The following is a 15,050-nucleotide window of genomic DNA, read 5'->3' as shown; positions in this document are numbered from 1 at the left end:
TCAGTTCTTCTTTTGACGGCGGATCTCGCCACGTACCGAAAGGCCCAGCGCGTCGGCCACCAGCGCGCCCTGCTCGCTGGCATGGCGGCTGGCGAGGCCCGTGGCGGGCGACGCCGCCGCAGCACGACCGGCATAGCGGGCGCGGGCAACCTTGCTCTTGGCCGCCTTGAGCGATTCCTCGATCATCGGCTCGACAAAGAACCACGAACCGTTGTTGCGCGGCTCTTCCTGGCACCACACCACTTCCTCGAGGTTGGTCATGCGCGAAAGGCGCAGGGCCAGCGGCTCGCCGGGGAAGGGGTAGAGCTGCTCGAGGCGGATGATCTGCGTATCGGTGATGCCCGCCGCATCGCGCGCTTCGATCAGGTCATAGGCGACCTTGCCCGAACACAGGATGACCTTGCGGGTGTCCTTGTCCGCTGCCGGATTGATGTCCGACAGTATGCGCATGAAGTGGCTTTCGCCCACGAAGTCCGAAGCGACCGACTTTGCCAACGGGTGGCGCAGCAGGCTCTTGGGCGTCATGATGATCAGCGGCTTGCGGAACGGGCGGTGCATCTGCCGGCGCAGCACGTGGAAGTAGTTGGCCGGCGTGGTGATGTTGCACACCTGGATGTTGTCTTCGGCGCAAAGCTGCAGATAGCGCTCCATGCGTGCCGAGGAGTGCTCCGGACCCTGTCCTTCGTACCCGTGCGGCAGCAGCATGACGAGGCCATTGGCGCGCAGCCACTTGGCTTCGGATGCGGCGATGTACTGGTCGATCACGATCTGCGCGCCGTTGGCGAAGTCGCCGAACTGCGCTTCCCACAGCACCAGGCTCTTCGGGTCCGCGCTGGCATAGCCATACTCGAAGCCGAGCACGCCATATTCCGAAAGCGTCGAATCCAGCACCTCGAACGTGCCGTGCGGCAGCGTCTTGAGCGGCACGTACTTGCGTTCGTCCTTCTGGTCGACCCACACCGCGTGACGCTGGCTGAAGGTGCCGCGGCCGCAGTCCTGTCCGGACAGACGCACGCCATAGCCCTCGGACACGAGGCTGCCGAACGCCAGCGCTTCGCCGGTCGCCCAGTCAAAGCCCTGGCCCGAGCTGAACATCTCGCGCTTTGCATCGATCACGCGACCCAGCGTCTTGTGGACGGTCAGGTCCTCGGGAACCGTTGTCAGCGTGCGGCCGAGGCTGTCGAACAGCTTCTGGTCGATGCCGGTGCCGACGTTGCGGCGCGCGGTCACAGGGTCGGCCGGCTTGTTGAAGCCCGACCAGCGGCCGCCGAACCAGTCGGCTTCGTTGGCCTTGTAGCCCTTGGCCGCCTCGAACTCGGTCTCGAGCGTCGCCACGAAGTGACTCTCGATCTCGCCCTTGTAGTTGGCATCGATCACGCCTTCGCCAACCAGGCGCTTGGCGTAGATATCGCTGACACCCGGATGCTGGCGGATCTTGGCGTACATCAGCGGTTGGGTGAACGAAGGCTCGTCACCCTCGTTGTGGCCGAAGCGGCGGTAGCACCACATGTCGACCACGATGTCGCGGCCGAACTTCTGACGGTAGTCGATCGCCAGCTTGCAGGCGAAGGTCACCGCTTCGGGATCGTCGCCGTTCACATGCAGGATCGGCGCCTGCACGCCCTTGGCCACGTCCGAGGGGTACGGAGACCCGCGCGAGAACTGGGGCGAGGTGGTGAAGCCGATCTGGTTGTTGATGATGAAGTGGATGCAGCCACCGGTGTTGTAGCCGCGTACGCCCGAAAGGCCGAAGCACTCCCACACGATGCCCTGGCCGGCAAAGGCCGCGTCACCGTGGATCAAAACGGGCAGCACCTGCTTGTGGCGCGCGTTAGGCCCCACGTCGTCACCGATATCGTCGCGGAACACCTGCTGCGCACGCACCTTGCCGAGCACGATCGGATCGACCGTTTCGAGGTGCGAGGGGTTCGGCACAAGGCTCATGTGCACCTTGGTCCCGTCGAACTCGCGGTCGGTCGAGGTGCCAAGGTGGTACTTCACGTCGCCCGAACCGCCGACGTCCTCGGGGTTGGCCGAGCCACCCGAGAATTCGTGGAAGATCACGCGGTAGGGCTTGGCCATCACGTTGGCGAGGACGTTCAGGCGGCCGCGGTGGGCCATGCCGTAGACGATTTCCTTGACGCCCAGCTGGCCGCCGTACTTGATCACCGCTTCCAGGGCCGGGATCATCGATTCCCCGCCGTCGAGGCCGAAGCGCTTGGTGCCGACGTACTTCTTGCCGAGGAACTTCTCGTACTGCTCGCCGCGCACCACGGCGGCGAGGATCGCCTTCTTGCCGTTGGGGGTGAAGTCGACCGACTTGTCGCCGCCTTCGATGCGATCCTGGATGAAGCGGCGCTCCTCCACGTCGGCGATGTGCATGTATTCGAAGCCGATGTGCCCGCAGTAGTTTGCGCGCAGGATCGCGACGAGTTCGTTGACGGTCGCCCATTCAAGGCCGAGCGCACCACCGAGATAGACCTTGCGGGTCATGTCGGCGGCGGTAAAGCCGTGGTACTCGGGCGAAATGTCGGCCGGGAGCTTCTGGCGGGCAAGGCCAAGCGGGTCGAGATCGGCGGCCAGATGCCCGCGCACGCGATAGGTGCGGATCAGCATCATCGCGCGGATCGAATCCATCGCCGCCTGCTGCAGCGCGCCTTCATCCAGCGCGACGCCGCCCTTCTTGGCGGCCTTCTCGATGACGAGTTTCAGCGCCATCGGGTCCATCGCCTGGGTCAGGTCGTCGCCTGCCGCGGCATCGGTGATCGGCCAGCGCTTGTTGGCCCACGAAGGACCGGGCTGCGGACCTTCCTGAGCCGGATCCACGTCGAAATCGTGCAGTTCAGAACCCATCATCAACTCCTGGTCCCCCCGGGGAGGTTGGGGGCTTCGGACATTTTCCGCTCCACTCTCGCAGAGCCGACCCTTCCAGCGCGCACCTCGCAAGGCTTGCGCAAAAATCCGTAACGACGGCAGGCCGCTTCCGTTGCGGGGGCCTACCTGAAAAACTTCAAGCATCCGCCCGGTGGCACCTTACGCAAGGTAACCTATCCGGGCGGTAGCTTTTGACCTCAGCCCTTCAGCACTTCGGCCAGCGTTTCACCCAGCAGGCTGGGCGAGGCGGAGACCTTGATGCCGGCGGCTTCCATCGCCGCGATCTTGCTTTCGGCGTCGCCCTTGCCGCCCGAGACGATGGCGCCGGCATGGCCCATGCGGCGGCCCGGAGGCGCGGTGCGGCCCGCGATGAAGCCGGCCATCGGCTTCTTGCGGCCACGCTTGGCCTCGTCGATCAGGAACTGCGCGGCCTGCTCCTCGGCATCGCCGCCGATCTCGCCGATCATGATGATCGACTTGGTCGCCTCGTCGGCGAGGAACAGTTCGAGCACGTCGATGAAGTTGGTGCCGTTGACCGGGTCGCCGCCGATGCCGACAGCGGTGGTCTGGCCAAGGCCGATGGCCGAGGTCTGGAACACCGCTTCATAGGTCAGCGTGCCCGAGCGCGAGACCACGCCGACCGAGCCTTCCTTGAAGATCGAACCGGGCATGATGCCGATCTTGCACTGGTTCGGCGTCAGCACGCCGGGGCAGTTCGGGCCGATCAGGCGGCTCTTCGAACCCGACAGCGCGCGCTTGACCTTGACCATGTCGAGCACGGGGACGCCCTCGGTGATCGCCACGATCAGTTCCATCTCGGCATCGATCGCCTCGAGGATGGCGTCGGCGCAGCCCGAAGGCGGCACATAGACGCACGAAGCGGTTGCGCCGGTCACCGCCTTGGCCTCTGCCACGGTGTCGAACTGCGGCAGGCCGATGTGCGTGGTGCCGCCCTTGCCGGGAGTCACGCCGCCAACCATCTGCGTGCCGTAATCAAGCGCAGCCTGCGTGTGGAAGCTGCCGGTCTTGCCGGTCATCCCCTGCGTGATGACCTTGGTGTTCTTGTCGACGAGAATGGACATCAATTACTCCGGAACGTCAGGCGCTTGCGCCCCCGCTCAGGCGAGGGCGCAGATCCGTGTCAGCTCAAGCCAGCGAGTTGTCGATGCCCTTGCAGGCTTCCAGCAGTTCCTTGACCGCGTCGACCGAGACTTGGAGGTTCGACTTGGCTTCGGCGTCGAGTTCGATCTCGATCACCTGCTCCACGCCGCCTGCACCGATCATCACCGGCACGCCGACATAGAGGCCGTCAACGCCGTACTGGCCATCGACGTAGGCAGCGCAAGGCAGGATGCGCTTCTGGTCGTTGAGGTAGGCTTCGGCCATGGCGATGCCCGAGGCGGCCGGTGCGTAGAACGCCGAGCCGGTCTTGAGCAGGCCGACGATCTCGCCGCCGCCCGAACGCGTGCGCTGCACGATCGCGTCGATCTTTTCCTGCGTCGACAGGCCCATCTTGACGAGGTCGGGCACCGGAATGCCGTTGACGGTCGAATACTGGGTGACGGGCACCATGGTGTCGCCGTGGCCGCCGAGCACGAAAGTGTTCACGTCGCGGATCGAGACGCCGAATTCCCATGCCAGGAACGTGCTGAAGCGTGCCGAGTCGAGCACGCCGGCCATGCCGACGACCTTGTTGTGCGGAAGGCCGGAGAATTCGCGCAGCGCCCACACCATCGCGTCGAGCGGGTTGGTGATGCAGATGACGAAAGCGTCGGGCGCGTTGTCGCGGATGCCTTCGCCGACGGCCTTCATCACCTTGAGGTTGATGCCGAGCAGGTCGTCGCGGCTCATGCCGGGCTTGCGGGCAACACCGGCGGTCACGATGATCACGTCGGCGCCGGCAATGTCGGCATAGTCGTTGGTTCCGGTGATCTTGGCGTCGAAGCCTTCGACCGGGCCGCACTGCGACAGGTCGAGCGCCTTGCCCTGCGGCACGCCTTCGACCACGTCAAACAGGACGATGTCACCCAGTTCCTTCTGGGCGGCGAGGTGGGCGAGGGTGCCCCCGATGTTGCCTGCGCCGATAAGCGCGATCTTCTTGCGTGCCATGCTCTACGGTCCTTTCCCGTTCGCGGGGACAAGCATACAAATGCCAGCAGAGCTTTCGCCCAGGTCCCTCCCGTGCCCCGCGAGACAGGAAGGTTCTGGCAGAATGACTCGCGCCCTAGGCCCGTGCGCACACGAATGCAACCGCGAAAACCCGCTATATCCGGGGTTTTTGTGATATCAGTTCGCAATAGCAAGATGGCTTGAAAACTGCCCGACAGTCGGTCAGCGAGCCGAAAATTTATAAGGCAATACGCAAGCAATCTGCAGCAAAAAAGCCCCGGCGTTTCCACCGGGGCTACCCTTTTGCTTTTCCTCTCCGCAAACTCGGGTGCAGATCAGCTGCGCTTGCGCTTCAGGAAGTCGCGCGCCATCCGCCGGTCGAGCGTCGCGCAGACCTCGACCCAGAATTCCACGCGGCCCGGCTCGCCGCTGCGTTCTGCAATGACCGCAGCATCTCGTGCGCGAGCCGCCGCCGAGAAGCCATGCGCCGCAAACAGCCGCAATGCGGTATCGAGCGCCTCGTCCTGACAGATCGAGCCTGGCCCTGAGCCTGCCCCATTATCGTTTACCGCCCGCAGGTGCCGCGCCTGGATCTTTCGCGAAAGACAGGGGGAAATGATGCCGTAACGGGGCGCAAAACGCAGCATGGTGCCTCAACTCTCTGACGGCGCCGGGGACAATCGGTGCCGTTCTCCACGACCCCGCCCTAGACCCACCAGCGCTAAGAGTGTGTGTGACGACACGGTAAAGGAACGAATAACCATCCGTCCTGAAACGGTTTTGCGACGGATTGAGAACACACCAGCAGGTCCTCTCCGTTTTTCTGCAGGACAAACGGGGAGCAACCGTCTATGTGGCAGCCCATTTCTGTTTGTTTCGGATCATGGCGTTGAGAGCTGTGATGAGTTTTCGCATGATCGCAACGAGGGCGACTTTTGCTGGTTTTCCGGCGTTTTTCAGATTGTGGTATGCGACGGCCATTGTGGTGTTGCGCCGACTTGCGACGAGGGCGGCCATATAGAGTGCATCGCGGGGAGGTTTGCGCCCTCCGGCGATGCGTCGCTTGCCCCTGAAGGCCCCGCTTTCGCAATCGAAAGGCGCGACGCCGACGAGCGATGCGGCCTGTCGGGCGCTCATTGCACCGAGTTCCGGCATGAACGCGAGGAGCGTTGCCGCGGTTGTCGGCCCGACGCCTGGCACCGAGCGCATGATTGCGTTGCGCTCGGCAAGTTCGGGGTGATCCGCGATCAGGCGTGCGATCTCTGCTTCAACCAGCGCGATCTCGGCTGACAGCCGTTTGATCCGCTGTGCAGCGATCCGCCTGAGCAGCGCGCTGGCAGTCTGCTCGGCCTGGTTGGCGCAGCGGGTGCGCTCCTCGCACAGCTGGCGGCGTGCCGTGACGAGTTCGCCGAGCATGGCGCGGGCAGGATCGTGGACCACCTCGCGCTGGGGCAGCGCAGCGCAGAAATGCGCGATCGCTGCAGCATCGATCCTGTCGTTCTTGGCCAGAATCCCGGCAGCGCGGGCGAACTGGCGCACGCGCATCGGGTTGACGCGTCGAGCGGGCAGGTCTGCCTCGCATAGAGCCGTCAGCAGAGCGCGTTCATAACCACCCGAAGCCTCGAAGCCGACTGCGTGGGGTCTGACGCGGCGAAGCCACCGGATCAAGGCTCGCAAGCCATCCCGGTCGTTGGCAAAAGCGCAGGCCTCATTCTGCGGCCACAGACAGACATCAAGCCGCGCCTTGCTGACATCGATACCGACAAATTGATCGTGCTGTGCCATATCTCCGTTCCCATCCTTGCGTGTGCGGGGTCAACGCCCCGTGCAACCGTTCGGGTTGATGAAGATCCGTCCGGGCCCAAGCTCCCCAGCGGGCTGCTACGACCAAGGGGGACACGGGCTCGCGAACGGGCGGGAGGCTCCGCTAGCGGAGCCTCCCGCAATCGCATCATGCACCATTTTCAAGATACAAGGGGGACCGCCCGCGAAGCGGGGGTGGAGGGGTGTGTGCAGGCTGTGAGCGTTGAATTGTTCACGCAGAGACGCAGAGGAGAAAAAGGACACGCAGAGAAGATAGCTGCGGCAAAGCCGCTTCCCGGTTCCCATTTGAAGACCGGCACATCGGTTCGCGCGCGACGCTCCTCCGCGTCTCGCTTCTTCCTCCGCGCCTCTGCGTGAACCATTCCAAGGCTTGGAAGCTCTCAAGCCCCCGGCTGCGCAATCCACTTGTTGGCGTTCTCATACCCCGGCAGCACCGAACCGCTGCCGGAAACCGGCGCGCTGGTCGCACCCGCCTTCACGCCTGGCAGCACCTGCGGCCGGACAAGGCTCTGCTGCGCCGCAGCCTGCGGGACCGCCGCCACCGGAGCAACCGTCGCCGCAGCAACTGGCGCCACGATCCGCCCTTCCTCGAACGCCTTCTCCAGCGCCAGCGGATCGGCAATGTCGACAGGCGAGGGCGTCCATGTGCGCGGATGCGGCGCGGCCAGCGGCTCGCCGCCGAAGTACCGCGCCGTAAACGCCGCCGGACGCCCTGCAGCGCCGGCCCAGCGATAGAAGCGGTGCGCCCCGATCGTGCCGATGAACGATAAGCTCGGCGCCCAGTAGGGATGCACCGCCGTCGTATGGTAATGCGTCGCCAGCCCGACCGGCGCATAGACGTATCCGGCCAGCGCATCGGCCGCCACGCGCCGCGCCCGGTCCCAGAACGCCTTCATCGGCTTCCTCGCCAGCGAGCCATCGCACGCGAACGAGAACTGGCAGCCCGGCCGCTCCGACCCCTGGTAGACCACGCCGCATACCGTGTTCGGCCAAGCCGGATGCGCCACACGGTTGAGCACCACCTGGGCGACCGCGCGTTGCCCGCCGTCAGGCTCGCTCGCCGCCTCATAATAGATTGCTGCGGTCAGGCATTGCAGCGCCCGCCAGCGGTCCTCGCTCGATCCCGCCGCCGAGACCGGACGCGCCGAGAGGATCTCGGCATCCGAATGGCTCTGGTCCCATTTCGCCTGCGCTTCTGTCGGCGCGATCAGTCCGCTGTCGCTGGTGTCGAGCCAGTAGAACGCCGAGCCCGGAAAGCTGTCACCCCCGCGCTCGAACGGTTGCAGGCCCGCCATCTGGGCGCGCGCGACAGCCGCTTGAACGCCGCCCGGTTCGCCCCACCCGGTCGGCCCGAGCAGCAGCCCCAGCACGCCGAACATAGCCACGCCGCCCAGCCGCTGCCGCATCAGCGAAGGCGCGCGCAAGGCCTTGCGGATCGAGCGCATGTCCCGGCGCCGGATCCGCGCCGCAAAATCGCGCGGGCCCTGCTCGCCATTAGCCGTCGCTGCCACGCCGGGCAGTTCGATCGGGCGATAGGCAAGCTCGAGAGGCATGGGGCTGGGCAGAATCCTGAAAATCCTCAATTGCGCTAACCTTTTGCGCGCCCTCGCGCACGGCCGCTTTTCCCGCTGTCCCGATGCGGCACAAGCTCCTGCGATCCGGTTAACTGGCAAGCTCACGGCCTGGCGCTCAAATCGGAAAACCTCACGCAAAGACGCGAAGGCGCAAAGGGGTCGTGCGCGGCCGCAGGCAATGCTCTTGGATAATCGCCGCAGGAGGTGATGGCTGTCCTATCAAACCTGCGCGGCATCTTCGCGTCTTTGCGGCTTTGCGTGAGAATGAATTGGGCAGCAAACCTGCCCCGAAGTACGTAGTTCCTCTTGCAGCGCAGCTAAGTTCCCGCTAGTTCCCCGCGCCGACGCCAACGGTGCCCGGTAACACGGGCTAAGAGGGAAGCCGGTTCAAATCCGGCGCTGCCCCCGCAACTGTAACCGGAGAGCGCGCTGTCCAGTGATGCCACTGGTGCCGGATTCGATCCCCGGCGCTGGGAAGGCGGGCAGCGGGCGATGACCCGGGAGCCAGGAAACCTGCCGATGGTAGTCGTTCCGCGGCCGGGCGGGGTGTACCGGGCGCACGCGACGAGGCGCGCCAGATTCATGGCCCAGCGCACCTCTCGCCATGGACGGCATCAACCGTTCGTGGCCGGAGTTGCGTCCTGTGAAGAAGTACTTGCTTTCCGTTTCCGCCCTGGCTTTTGCCGTGCCTGCTTTTGCCCAAGGCACCGATGATGTCGTCGTCGCAGACTACAAGGTTGATCCGGCATCGATCACCGTCATCGCCACCGGCAGCGAAACTGCCCTGAGCAAGACCGGCCAGCCTGTCACCGTCATCACCGCCGCCGAAATCCAGTCGATCCAAGGCCCCGACATCACCCGCGTTCTCGAACGCGTTCCCGGCCTGACCATCACCCGCAACGGCGGCCCCGGCAGCTTCACCGGCGTGCGCCTGCGCGGCTCGGACGCCGAACAGGTCCTCGTCCTCGTCGATGGCGTCCGCCTCGAAGACGTCTCGGCCCCCTCGGGCGGCTTCGATTTCGGCACGCTGACCCCCGGCGGCATCGAGCGCATCGACGTGCTGCGCGGTTCCAACTCGATCGTCTGGGGCTCTGCCGCGATTGGCGGCGTCATCGCCGTCCAGTCGCGCGATCTCAACGGCATCGAAGCCAGCGCCGAACTCGGCGCCAACGACAGCTACCTTGCCGATGCCGCTGCCGGTATCTCGTCAGACTTCGGCGCGCTTACCCTCAACGGCGGCTATAGCCGCAGCGATGGCGTCTCGGCCGCAGCGGTCGGCACAGAGCCCGACGGCTTCCGCCAGTGGCGCGTCGGGGGCCGGGGCCGCGTCAACCTCTCGCAGGACCTCGCGATCGTCGCCACCGCCCGCTACGCCGACACCCGCACCGATATCGACGGTTTCGGCCCGCCGACCTACCTCGTCTTCGGCGATACTCCCGAATACCAGACCACCCGCCAGGCCTCGGGCCGCGTCGGCCTGCGCTACAGCGGCAACATCCTGACGCTCAACACCGGCTTCGCGCTGTCCGATACGAAGCGCGACTATTTCGATCCGACCTTCGGCACCGACCCGTCCTACGGCTATAAGGGCCGCTCGGAGCGCGTCGACCTGACCGGCCGCCTCAACCTTCCGGCCAGCTTCACCCTCGATTTCGGCGGCGACAGCGAATGGACCCGCTTCTCCAGCACCTTCGATGCGCCAGCCAAGGCGAACCTGACCAGCGGCCACGCCCTGCTCGGCTGGAGCACCGACCGCGCCAGCCTCGCCGCCGGCGTTCGCGTCGACGACCACAGCCGCTTCGGCACGGCATGGACCTTCGGCGCCAACGGCTCGTTCAGCATCACTCCGGAACTGCGCCTGCGCGCCAGCTACGGCGAAGGCTTCAAGGCCCCCACGCTCTACCAGTTGCTTTCGAACTACGGCAACGCCGCGCTCAACCCCGAACGCAGCAAGAGCTACGACGCCGGCCTCGAATGGGGCGTGCCTTATGGCCAGCTCCACGCGGCCGTCACCGTGTTCCGCCGCGACAGCCGCAACCTGATCACCTTCGTCTCGTGCGCCAGCCTCAACGCCTGCGCCACGCGGCCCTTCGGCCTCTACGACAACGTCGGCCTAGCCCGCGCGCAGGGTGTCGAAGCCGAACTCGGCGCGCGTCCCACCGATATGCTGCACCTGCAGGCCGCCTATACCTATCTCGAAACCGAGAACCGCACGCGCGGCACCGCGAACTTCGGCAGGGATCTCGCCCGTCGTCCGGCTCATGCGCTGACCCTGTCGAGCGACTGGACATCACCGCTCGCCGGGCTCACCCTCGGTGCCGATCTGCGCCTCGTGGGAGACAGCTTTGACAACGCGTCGAACACCCGCCGCCTCGATGGCTACGCGCTGACCACCGTGCGCGCGAGCTTCCCCCTTACCGAGAAGGTAGAACTCTACGGCCGTGTCGAGAACGTGTTCGACGTGAACTACCAGACCGTCGCCGATTACGGCACCTGGGGACGCTCTGCCTACATCGGCATTCGCGCGCGGTACTGATGCAACGGCTTGCGCCACAAGCAAAAGCTCTTCGCCCCATCCTCGCCCGAGGATGGGGCCGGGGGGTGGTCTTGCTCGCAGCGTCCCTTACCGCCAGCTGCATCCCCCAAGGCAAGGCCACTCCCGGATCTCGCGCGACCGCGCACCCCACCATCGTCAGCCTCAATCCCTGCACCGACGCGATCCTCGCCGAAGTGGCAGACCCGGCGCAGATCCTCGCCATCTCGCACTACAGCAAGGACCCGCGCTCCGCCTCGATGGACGCGCGCCTGGCCAGCGCGCTGCCCGCAACGCGTGGCACGGTCGAGGAAGTCCTCGCCCTCAAGCCCGATCTCGTCCTCGGCAGCACGTTCATCGATCCCGCTACCGCCAGCGCCTACCAGCGCCTCGGCCTGCGGCTTGAAACCCTGGGCATGGCCAGCACCATCGAGGCCAGCCGTGACCAGATCCGCCATGTCGCCGCGCTGTCCGGACACCCGGATCGCGGCGAAGCGCTGATCGCCCGCATCGACGCCGCACTCGCCGCCGCTGCCCCGCCAGCCGGAGCGCGCCCGATCGAAACCGTCGTCTGGCAGTCGGGCGGCATGGTCCCCGGCGACGGCACCCTCATCGTCGACCTCCTGCGCCGCACCGGCTACACCAACTTCGCCGCCGCGCGCGGTCTTGGCCAAGCCGATCTCCTCCCGCTCGAGAAGATGCTCGCCGACCCGCCAGAACTGATCCTCGTCGCCGGGCAGACCGCCGAAACCGGAAAAGGCGATGACCGCGTCCTCAGTCACCCCGCCCTCCAGGCGCTGAACAAGACCCGCCGCGCCACCCTGAATCCCAAACTCCTCTACTGCGGCGGCCCCACCCTGATCGCCGCCGCCCAGCGCTTGGCGGAAGTCCGCAATTCCTCCCCGGCACGGGGAGGGGGACCATCGCAGATGGTGGAGGGGCACTCGCGATGACCCGTCCCGCAATCCTGCTCCTTGCCGCCCTCGCGCTCGCCCTCCCGCTCTCGCTCCTTGCCGGACAGGTGTGGATAGACCCGTTCGGCTCCCCGGTCCCCAACGCCACCGCTATCCTCATGGAACTGCGCCTGCCCCGCGCGCTCCTCGCCCTGACGCTTGGCGCCGGCCTTGGCGCCGCCGGTGCAGCCATGCAGGGCTACCTGCGCAACCCGCTGGCCGACCCCGGCCTTTTCGGCATCGCTCCCGCTGCGGCCCTTGGCGCGGTCCTCTCCTTCTACACCGGCTACGAAACACAGGCCCTCACGCTGCCGCTCTTCGCGCTGACCGGAGCCGCCGGAGCCATGGCCCTGCTTGCCCTGATCGCCGGGCGCAGCGGCGGCATCGCCCTGTTCACGCTGGCGGGCATGATGATCGCCAGCCTCGCCGGCGCCATGACCAGCCTCGCCATCAGCCTCTCGCCCAATCCCTTCGCCCTGTCCGAGATCGTCACCTGGCTGATGGGCGCTCTGGCCGATCGCGGCTGGCACGAAGTGCGGCTTGCCGCGCCGCTCACCGTGCTGGGCCTCGCCGCCCTCTGGCGCGCCGCCCCCGCGCTCGATGCATTGGCGCTCGGTGAGGCCGCCGCCCGCTCGCTCGGGGTCGAGCCTGTGCGCCTGCTTGGCGTGATGATCGTCGCCATCGGCCTGATCGTCGGCAGCGGCGTCGCGGTTGCCGGCATGATCGGTTTCGTCGGCCTGATGGTTCCGCACTTCGTCCGCCCGTTCACCGACCAGCGCCCTTCGGCGACCCTGCTCCCATCGGCCCTTGCCGGAGCGCTGCTGCTGCTCGTCGCCGATTGTCTGTGCCGTGTCCTTCCGTTGCAAGGCGGCGAACTGCGGCTCGGCATCGCGCTCAGCCTTGCCGGCGCCCCGTTCTTCCTGCGCCTGCTCCTCAAGCTGCGGCGGGAACTGGCATGATGCTCGAAGCACTCGGTATCTCTATCCCGCACCGCCTGCATGGCGTGACCGCGCAACTGCGCGCAGGCGGTGTCACTGCCATTGTCGGCCCGAACGGCGCAGGCAAGTCCACGCTGCTCGCCGCGCTTGCCGGCCTGATCGAGCCTGCCACCGGCACCGTCACCCTTGCCAGCCAGCCGCTTGCGCAGATGCTCGCGCAGGAGCGAGCGCGCCGCATCGGCTACCTTCCGCAATCGGGTGAGGTCGCATGGAACCTCGCGGTCCGCACGCTTGTCAGCCTCGGCCGCTTGCCGCACCGCGCCAGCCCTGCAGAGGATGCCGAAGCCGTCGCGCAAGCCATTACGACGATGCAGCTCGAACCGCTGGCCGATCGCGCGCTTTCCACCCTGTCAGGTGGCGAGCGCGCCCGCGCTTTGCTTGCCCGCGTCCTTGCCACGCAGCCGCACTGGATTCTCGCGGACGAACCGCTGGCCGCGCTCGATCTTGCCCACCAGCAGGCCTTGATCCGCACCTTGCGCGGGCGTGCGGAAGAGGGCCGGGGAGTCGTACTCGTCGTCCACGATCTCGCCCTGGCAATGAACCACGCCGATTACGTCGTCGTGCTCGATGGCGGCCGCGTCGCCGCACAGGGCAAGCCGCGTGATGCTCTCTCGCAAGAGGTCATCGCCCGCGTCTGGAATCTCGATGCACGCTGGCTGGGTGAGCCCGGCCACATGGCGCTGGCGATGTAGAAAGGTCTTACGCCGCGGTCGGGGCGATCTGGTCGTTCTCGTGCCGATGCTCGGTCATTGCCGCTGCGAAGTCGGCCGCGAAATAGGCTGCAAAGCTTTCCCGCACCCGCATCGAAATTGCCGGGCGGTCCTCGCGCGCGCTCGCGCTGCGGCAGAACAGGCTCTGCGCAGGCGGATTGGCTGGAACTGTAGTGTCGGCGCTCATGCTTGGTGGCCCTGAAACCCTAACTTTGGTTAGCAGGCCCTAGCAAAGTTTCGTCACGCGCGATTGTATGGTTTCGACAAAGTCACGTAGTTTACCGACGAAATTCGGCCCAGCATGACCATCATGCACCTTTGCGCACGCAGGGATTGTGATCAAAATCACATGTTTGCCCCGCCTTTACGTTCGCACCCGTAAGGGTTTGCTTCTAGTTCTTGTCATCAGGTTGCCCGGAATGGAGATTCGGGCAGCAACAGAGGGCAACATGATCACAACGCTGCGCAACGCTACCGTCACGCTTTCGCTCGCAACCCTGCTGGCCTCATGCGGTGGCGGCGATGGCGGCGGCATGGCATCCACGCCTCCGCCGGTCACCTACAAGACGCTCGCTGAATTGACCGGCGACCAGACCTTCCAGTCGGGCGGTATCACCGGTGTACCCGTCGGCCCGGAACTCAGGAACGAAAGCACGCTTGCTTTCGGCCAGGGCGTGGAGATCAAGTATTTCGCGGCGACCGATACCTATAATCTCAACAACGGCAGCGGCCTTGTCGTCGAATTCACCCCGGCCAACGTGACCCAGGAGAACGATACCACGGTCACCTGGCAGAAGCCCAGCGGCAACGGCAACCTCGATGTCCTGTCCATCTCCAGTCCCAGCGTGAACGGCGTCAAGCTCAGCCATACCCTGCTCGGAAACTGGACGCATTTCCAGCCGGGCGCAGAACGGAGCTACGGTCTGGTCGGCGGCGTGCCCACGCAGGCGTCCGACGTTCCGCGCAGCGGCAGCGCCACCTATTCCACGCAAGTCGTAGGGCTCGCGGCCAGGAACGGGCAACCCTATGTCCTGTTCGGAGAGTCCACCGGCACGTTCTCGGCCAACTTCGGCAGCAATTCGGTCAACACCAGCCTCGCCCTTGCCGGAAAGCTGCCCGGCAGTTCGACGGTGACCCAGATCGGCAACTACGACGGCACCGGCACGATCAGCAGTTCCGGCCCGGGCTTCACCGGCACGCTGTCGGGAAGCAACGCATCGGGCGCGTTCAGCGGTGCCTTCTTCGGCCCGCGCGGGGTCGAGGCCGGCTACACCTTCTTCCTCAACGGCACCACCGACACCACGCTCAGCGTCCAGGGCGCCCTCTTCGGCAAGAAGAACTGAGCGCGACCACTTCCCCCTCCCGCAGGCGGGAGGGGCAGGGGGTGGGCATTTGTTCTTTGGCCCCGTTTCCATCTCAACAAGCCTTTGAGAATGTGACAAAGATCACATATTTGAGCCAAATAGACGTTCGCG

The 15,050-nt window shown here is 65.8% G+C and carries 12 protein-coding genes and 1 riboswitch; of the genes, 5 read left to right on the top strand and 7 right to left on the bottom strand.

From position 1 onward, the window contains the following. The 6 genes from ACZ1JY_RS05875 to ACZ1JY_RS05850 form a co-directional block, all read right to left on the bottom strand. Nucleotides 1-2,853 (bottom strand): 2-oxoglutarate dehydrogenase E1 component, encoded by a 2,853-nt coding sequence (locus ACZ1JY_RS05875; RefSeq protein ID WP_465130665.1) that lies wholly within the window; start codon nt 2,851-2,853, stop codon nt 1-3. A gap of 218 nt (nt 2,854-3,071) precedes the next feature. Continuing rightward, nucleotides 3,072-3,956, bottom strand: coding sequence for a succinate--CoA ligase subunit alpha (sucD, locus tag ACZ1JY_RS05870; RefSeq protein ID WP_062343955.1), 885 nt, complete (start codon nt 3,954-3,956; stop codon nt 3,072-3,074). A 64-nt stretch (nt 3,957-4,020) separates the two neighbouring features. Then, entirely contained in the window at nt 4,021-4,983 is a 963-nt protein-coding gene (mdh, locus tag ACZ1JY_RS05865; protein ID WP_118073434.1) for a malate dehydrogenase, read from the bottom strand. Nucleotides 4,984-5,318: 335 nt separating this feature from the next. Continuing rightward, nucleotides 5,319-5,630 (bottom strand): hypothetical protein, encoded by a 312-nt coding sequence (locus ACZ1JY_RS05860; RefSeq protein ID WP_168903710.1) that lies wholly within the window; start codon nt 5,628-5,630, stop codon nt 5,319-5,321. Nucleotides 5,631-5,832: 202 nt separating this feature from the next. Then, nucleotides 5,833-6,768, bottom strand: coding sequence for an IS110 family RNA-guided transposase (locus tag ACZ1JY_RS05855; protein ID WP_465129402.1), 936 nt, complete (start codon nt 6,766-6,768; stop codon nt 5,833-5,835). 419 nt (nt 6,769-7,187) lie between these two features. Continuing rightward, nucleotides 7,188-8,360 carry a cell wall hydrolase gene (locus tag ACZ1JY_RS05850; RefSeq protein ID WP_465130664.1) on the bottom strand — a complete coding sequence of 391 codons (1,173 nt, stop codon included), beginning with the start codon at nt 8,358-8,360 and terminating at the stop codon, nt 7,188-7,190. Nucleotides 8,361-8,715: 355 nt separating this feature from the next. After that, nucleotides 8,716-8,916, top strand: a riboswitch (cobalamin riboswitch). A 69-nt stretch (nt 8,917-8,985) separates the two neighbouring features. Here ACZ1JY_RS05850 and ACZ1JY_RS05845 point away from each other — a divergent pair. The 4 genes from ACZ1JY_RS05845 to ACZ1JY_RS05830 all read left to right on the top strand — a co-directional run bounded on the left by ACZ1JY_RS05845 (nt 8,986) and on the right by ACZ1JY_RS05830 (nt 13,557). Then, nucleotides 8,986-10,917, top strand: coding sequence for a TonB-dependent receptor plug domain-containing protein (locus tag ACZ1JY_RS05845; RefSeq protein ID WP_465130663.1), 1,932 nt, complete (start codon nt 8,986-8,988; stop codon nt 10,915-10,917). Between the two features lie 65 nt (nt 10,918-10,982). Beyond that, the gene (locus ACZ1JY_RS05840) at nt 10,983-11,867 is read left to right on the top strand and encodes an ABC transporter substrate-binding protein (protein ID WP_465130662.1); all 885 of its coding nucleotides are present in this window, start codon (nt 10,983-10,985) and stop codon (nt 11,865-11,867) included. Further along, entirely contained in the window at nt 11,864-12,826 is a 963-nt protein-coding gene (locus ACZ1JY_RS05835; RefSeq protein WP_465130661.1) for a FecCD family ABC transporter permease, read from the top strand. Before ACZ1JY_RS05840 ends, ACZ1JY_RS05835 begins: the two co-directional genes overlap by 4 nt. Further along, nucleotides 12,823-13,557, top strand: a complete 735-nt coding sequence (locus ACZ1JY_RS05830) for an ABC transporter ATP-binding protein (protein ID WP_465130660.1) — start codon at nt 12,823-12,825, stop codon at nt 13,555-13,557. Before ACZ1JY_RS05835 ends, ACZ1JY_RS05830 begins: the two co-directional genes overlap by 4 nt. Before the next feature lie 7 nt (nt 13,558-13,564). On the opposite strand, the gene ACZ1JY_RS05825 is transcribed toward ACZ1JY_RS05830, so the two are convergent. Next, nucleotides 13,565-13,762 (bottom strand): hypothetical protein, encoded by a 198-nt coding sequence (locus ACZ1JY_RS05825; protein ID WP_168903714.1) that lies wholly within the window; start codon nt 13,760-13,762, stop codon nt 13,565-13,567. 262 nt (nt 13,763-14,024) lie between these two features. Between ACZ1JY_RS05825 and ACZ1JY_RS05820 the strand changes: the two genes are divergently transcribed. Then, nucleotides 14,025-14,918, top strand: coding sequence for a HupA family protein (locus ACZ1JY_RS05820; RefSeq protein WP_465130659.1), 894 nt, complete (start codon nt 14,025-14,027; stop codon nt 14,916-14,918). Nucleotides 14,919-15,050 lie beyond the last annotated feature (132 nt).

This window comes from Novosphingobium sp. BL-A-41-Hi4B-X5A (assembly GCF_055521705.1).
Note: the sequence above shows the minus strand (reverse complement) of the source record. Positions and strands in the feature narration are given on the sequence as shown.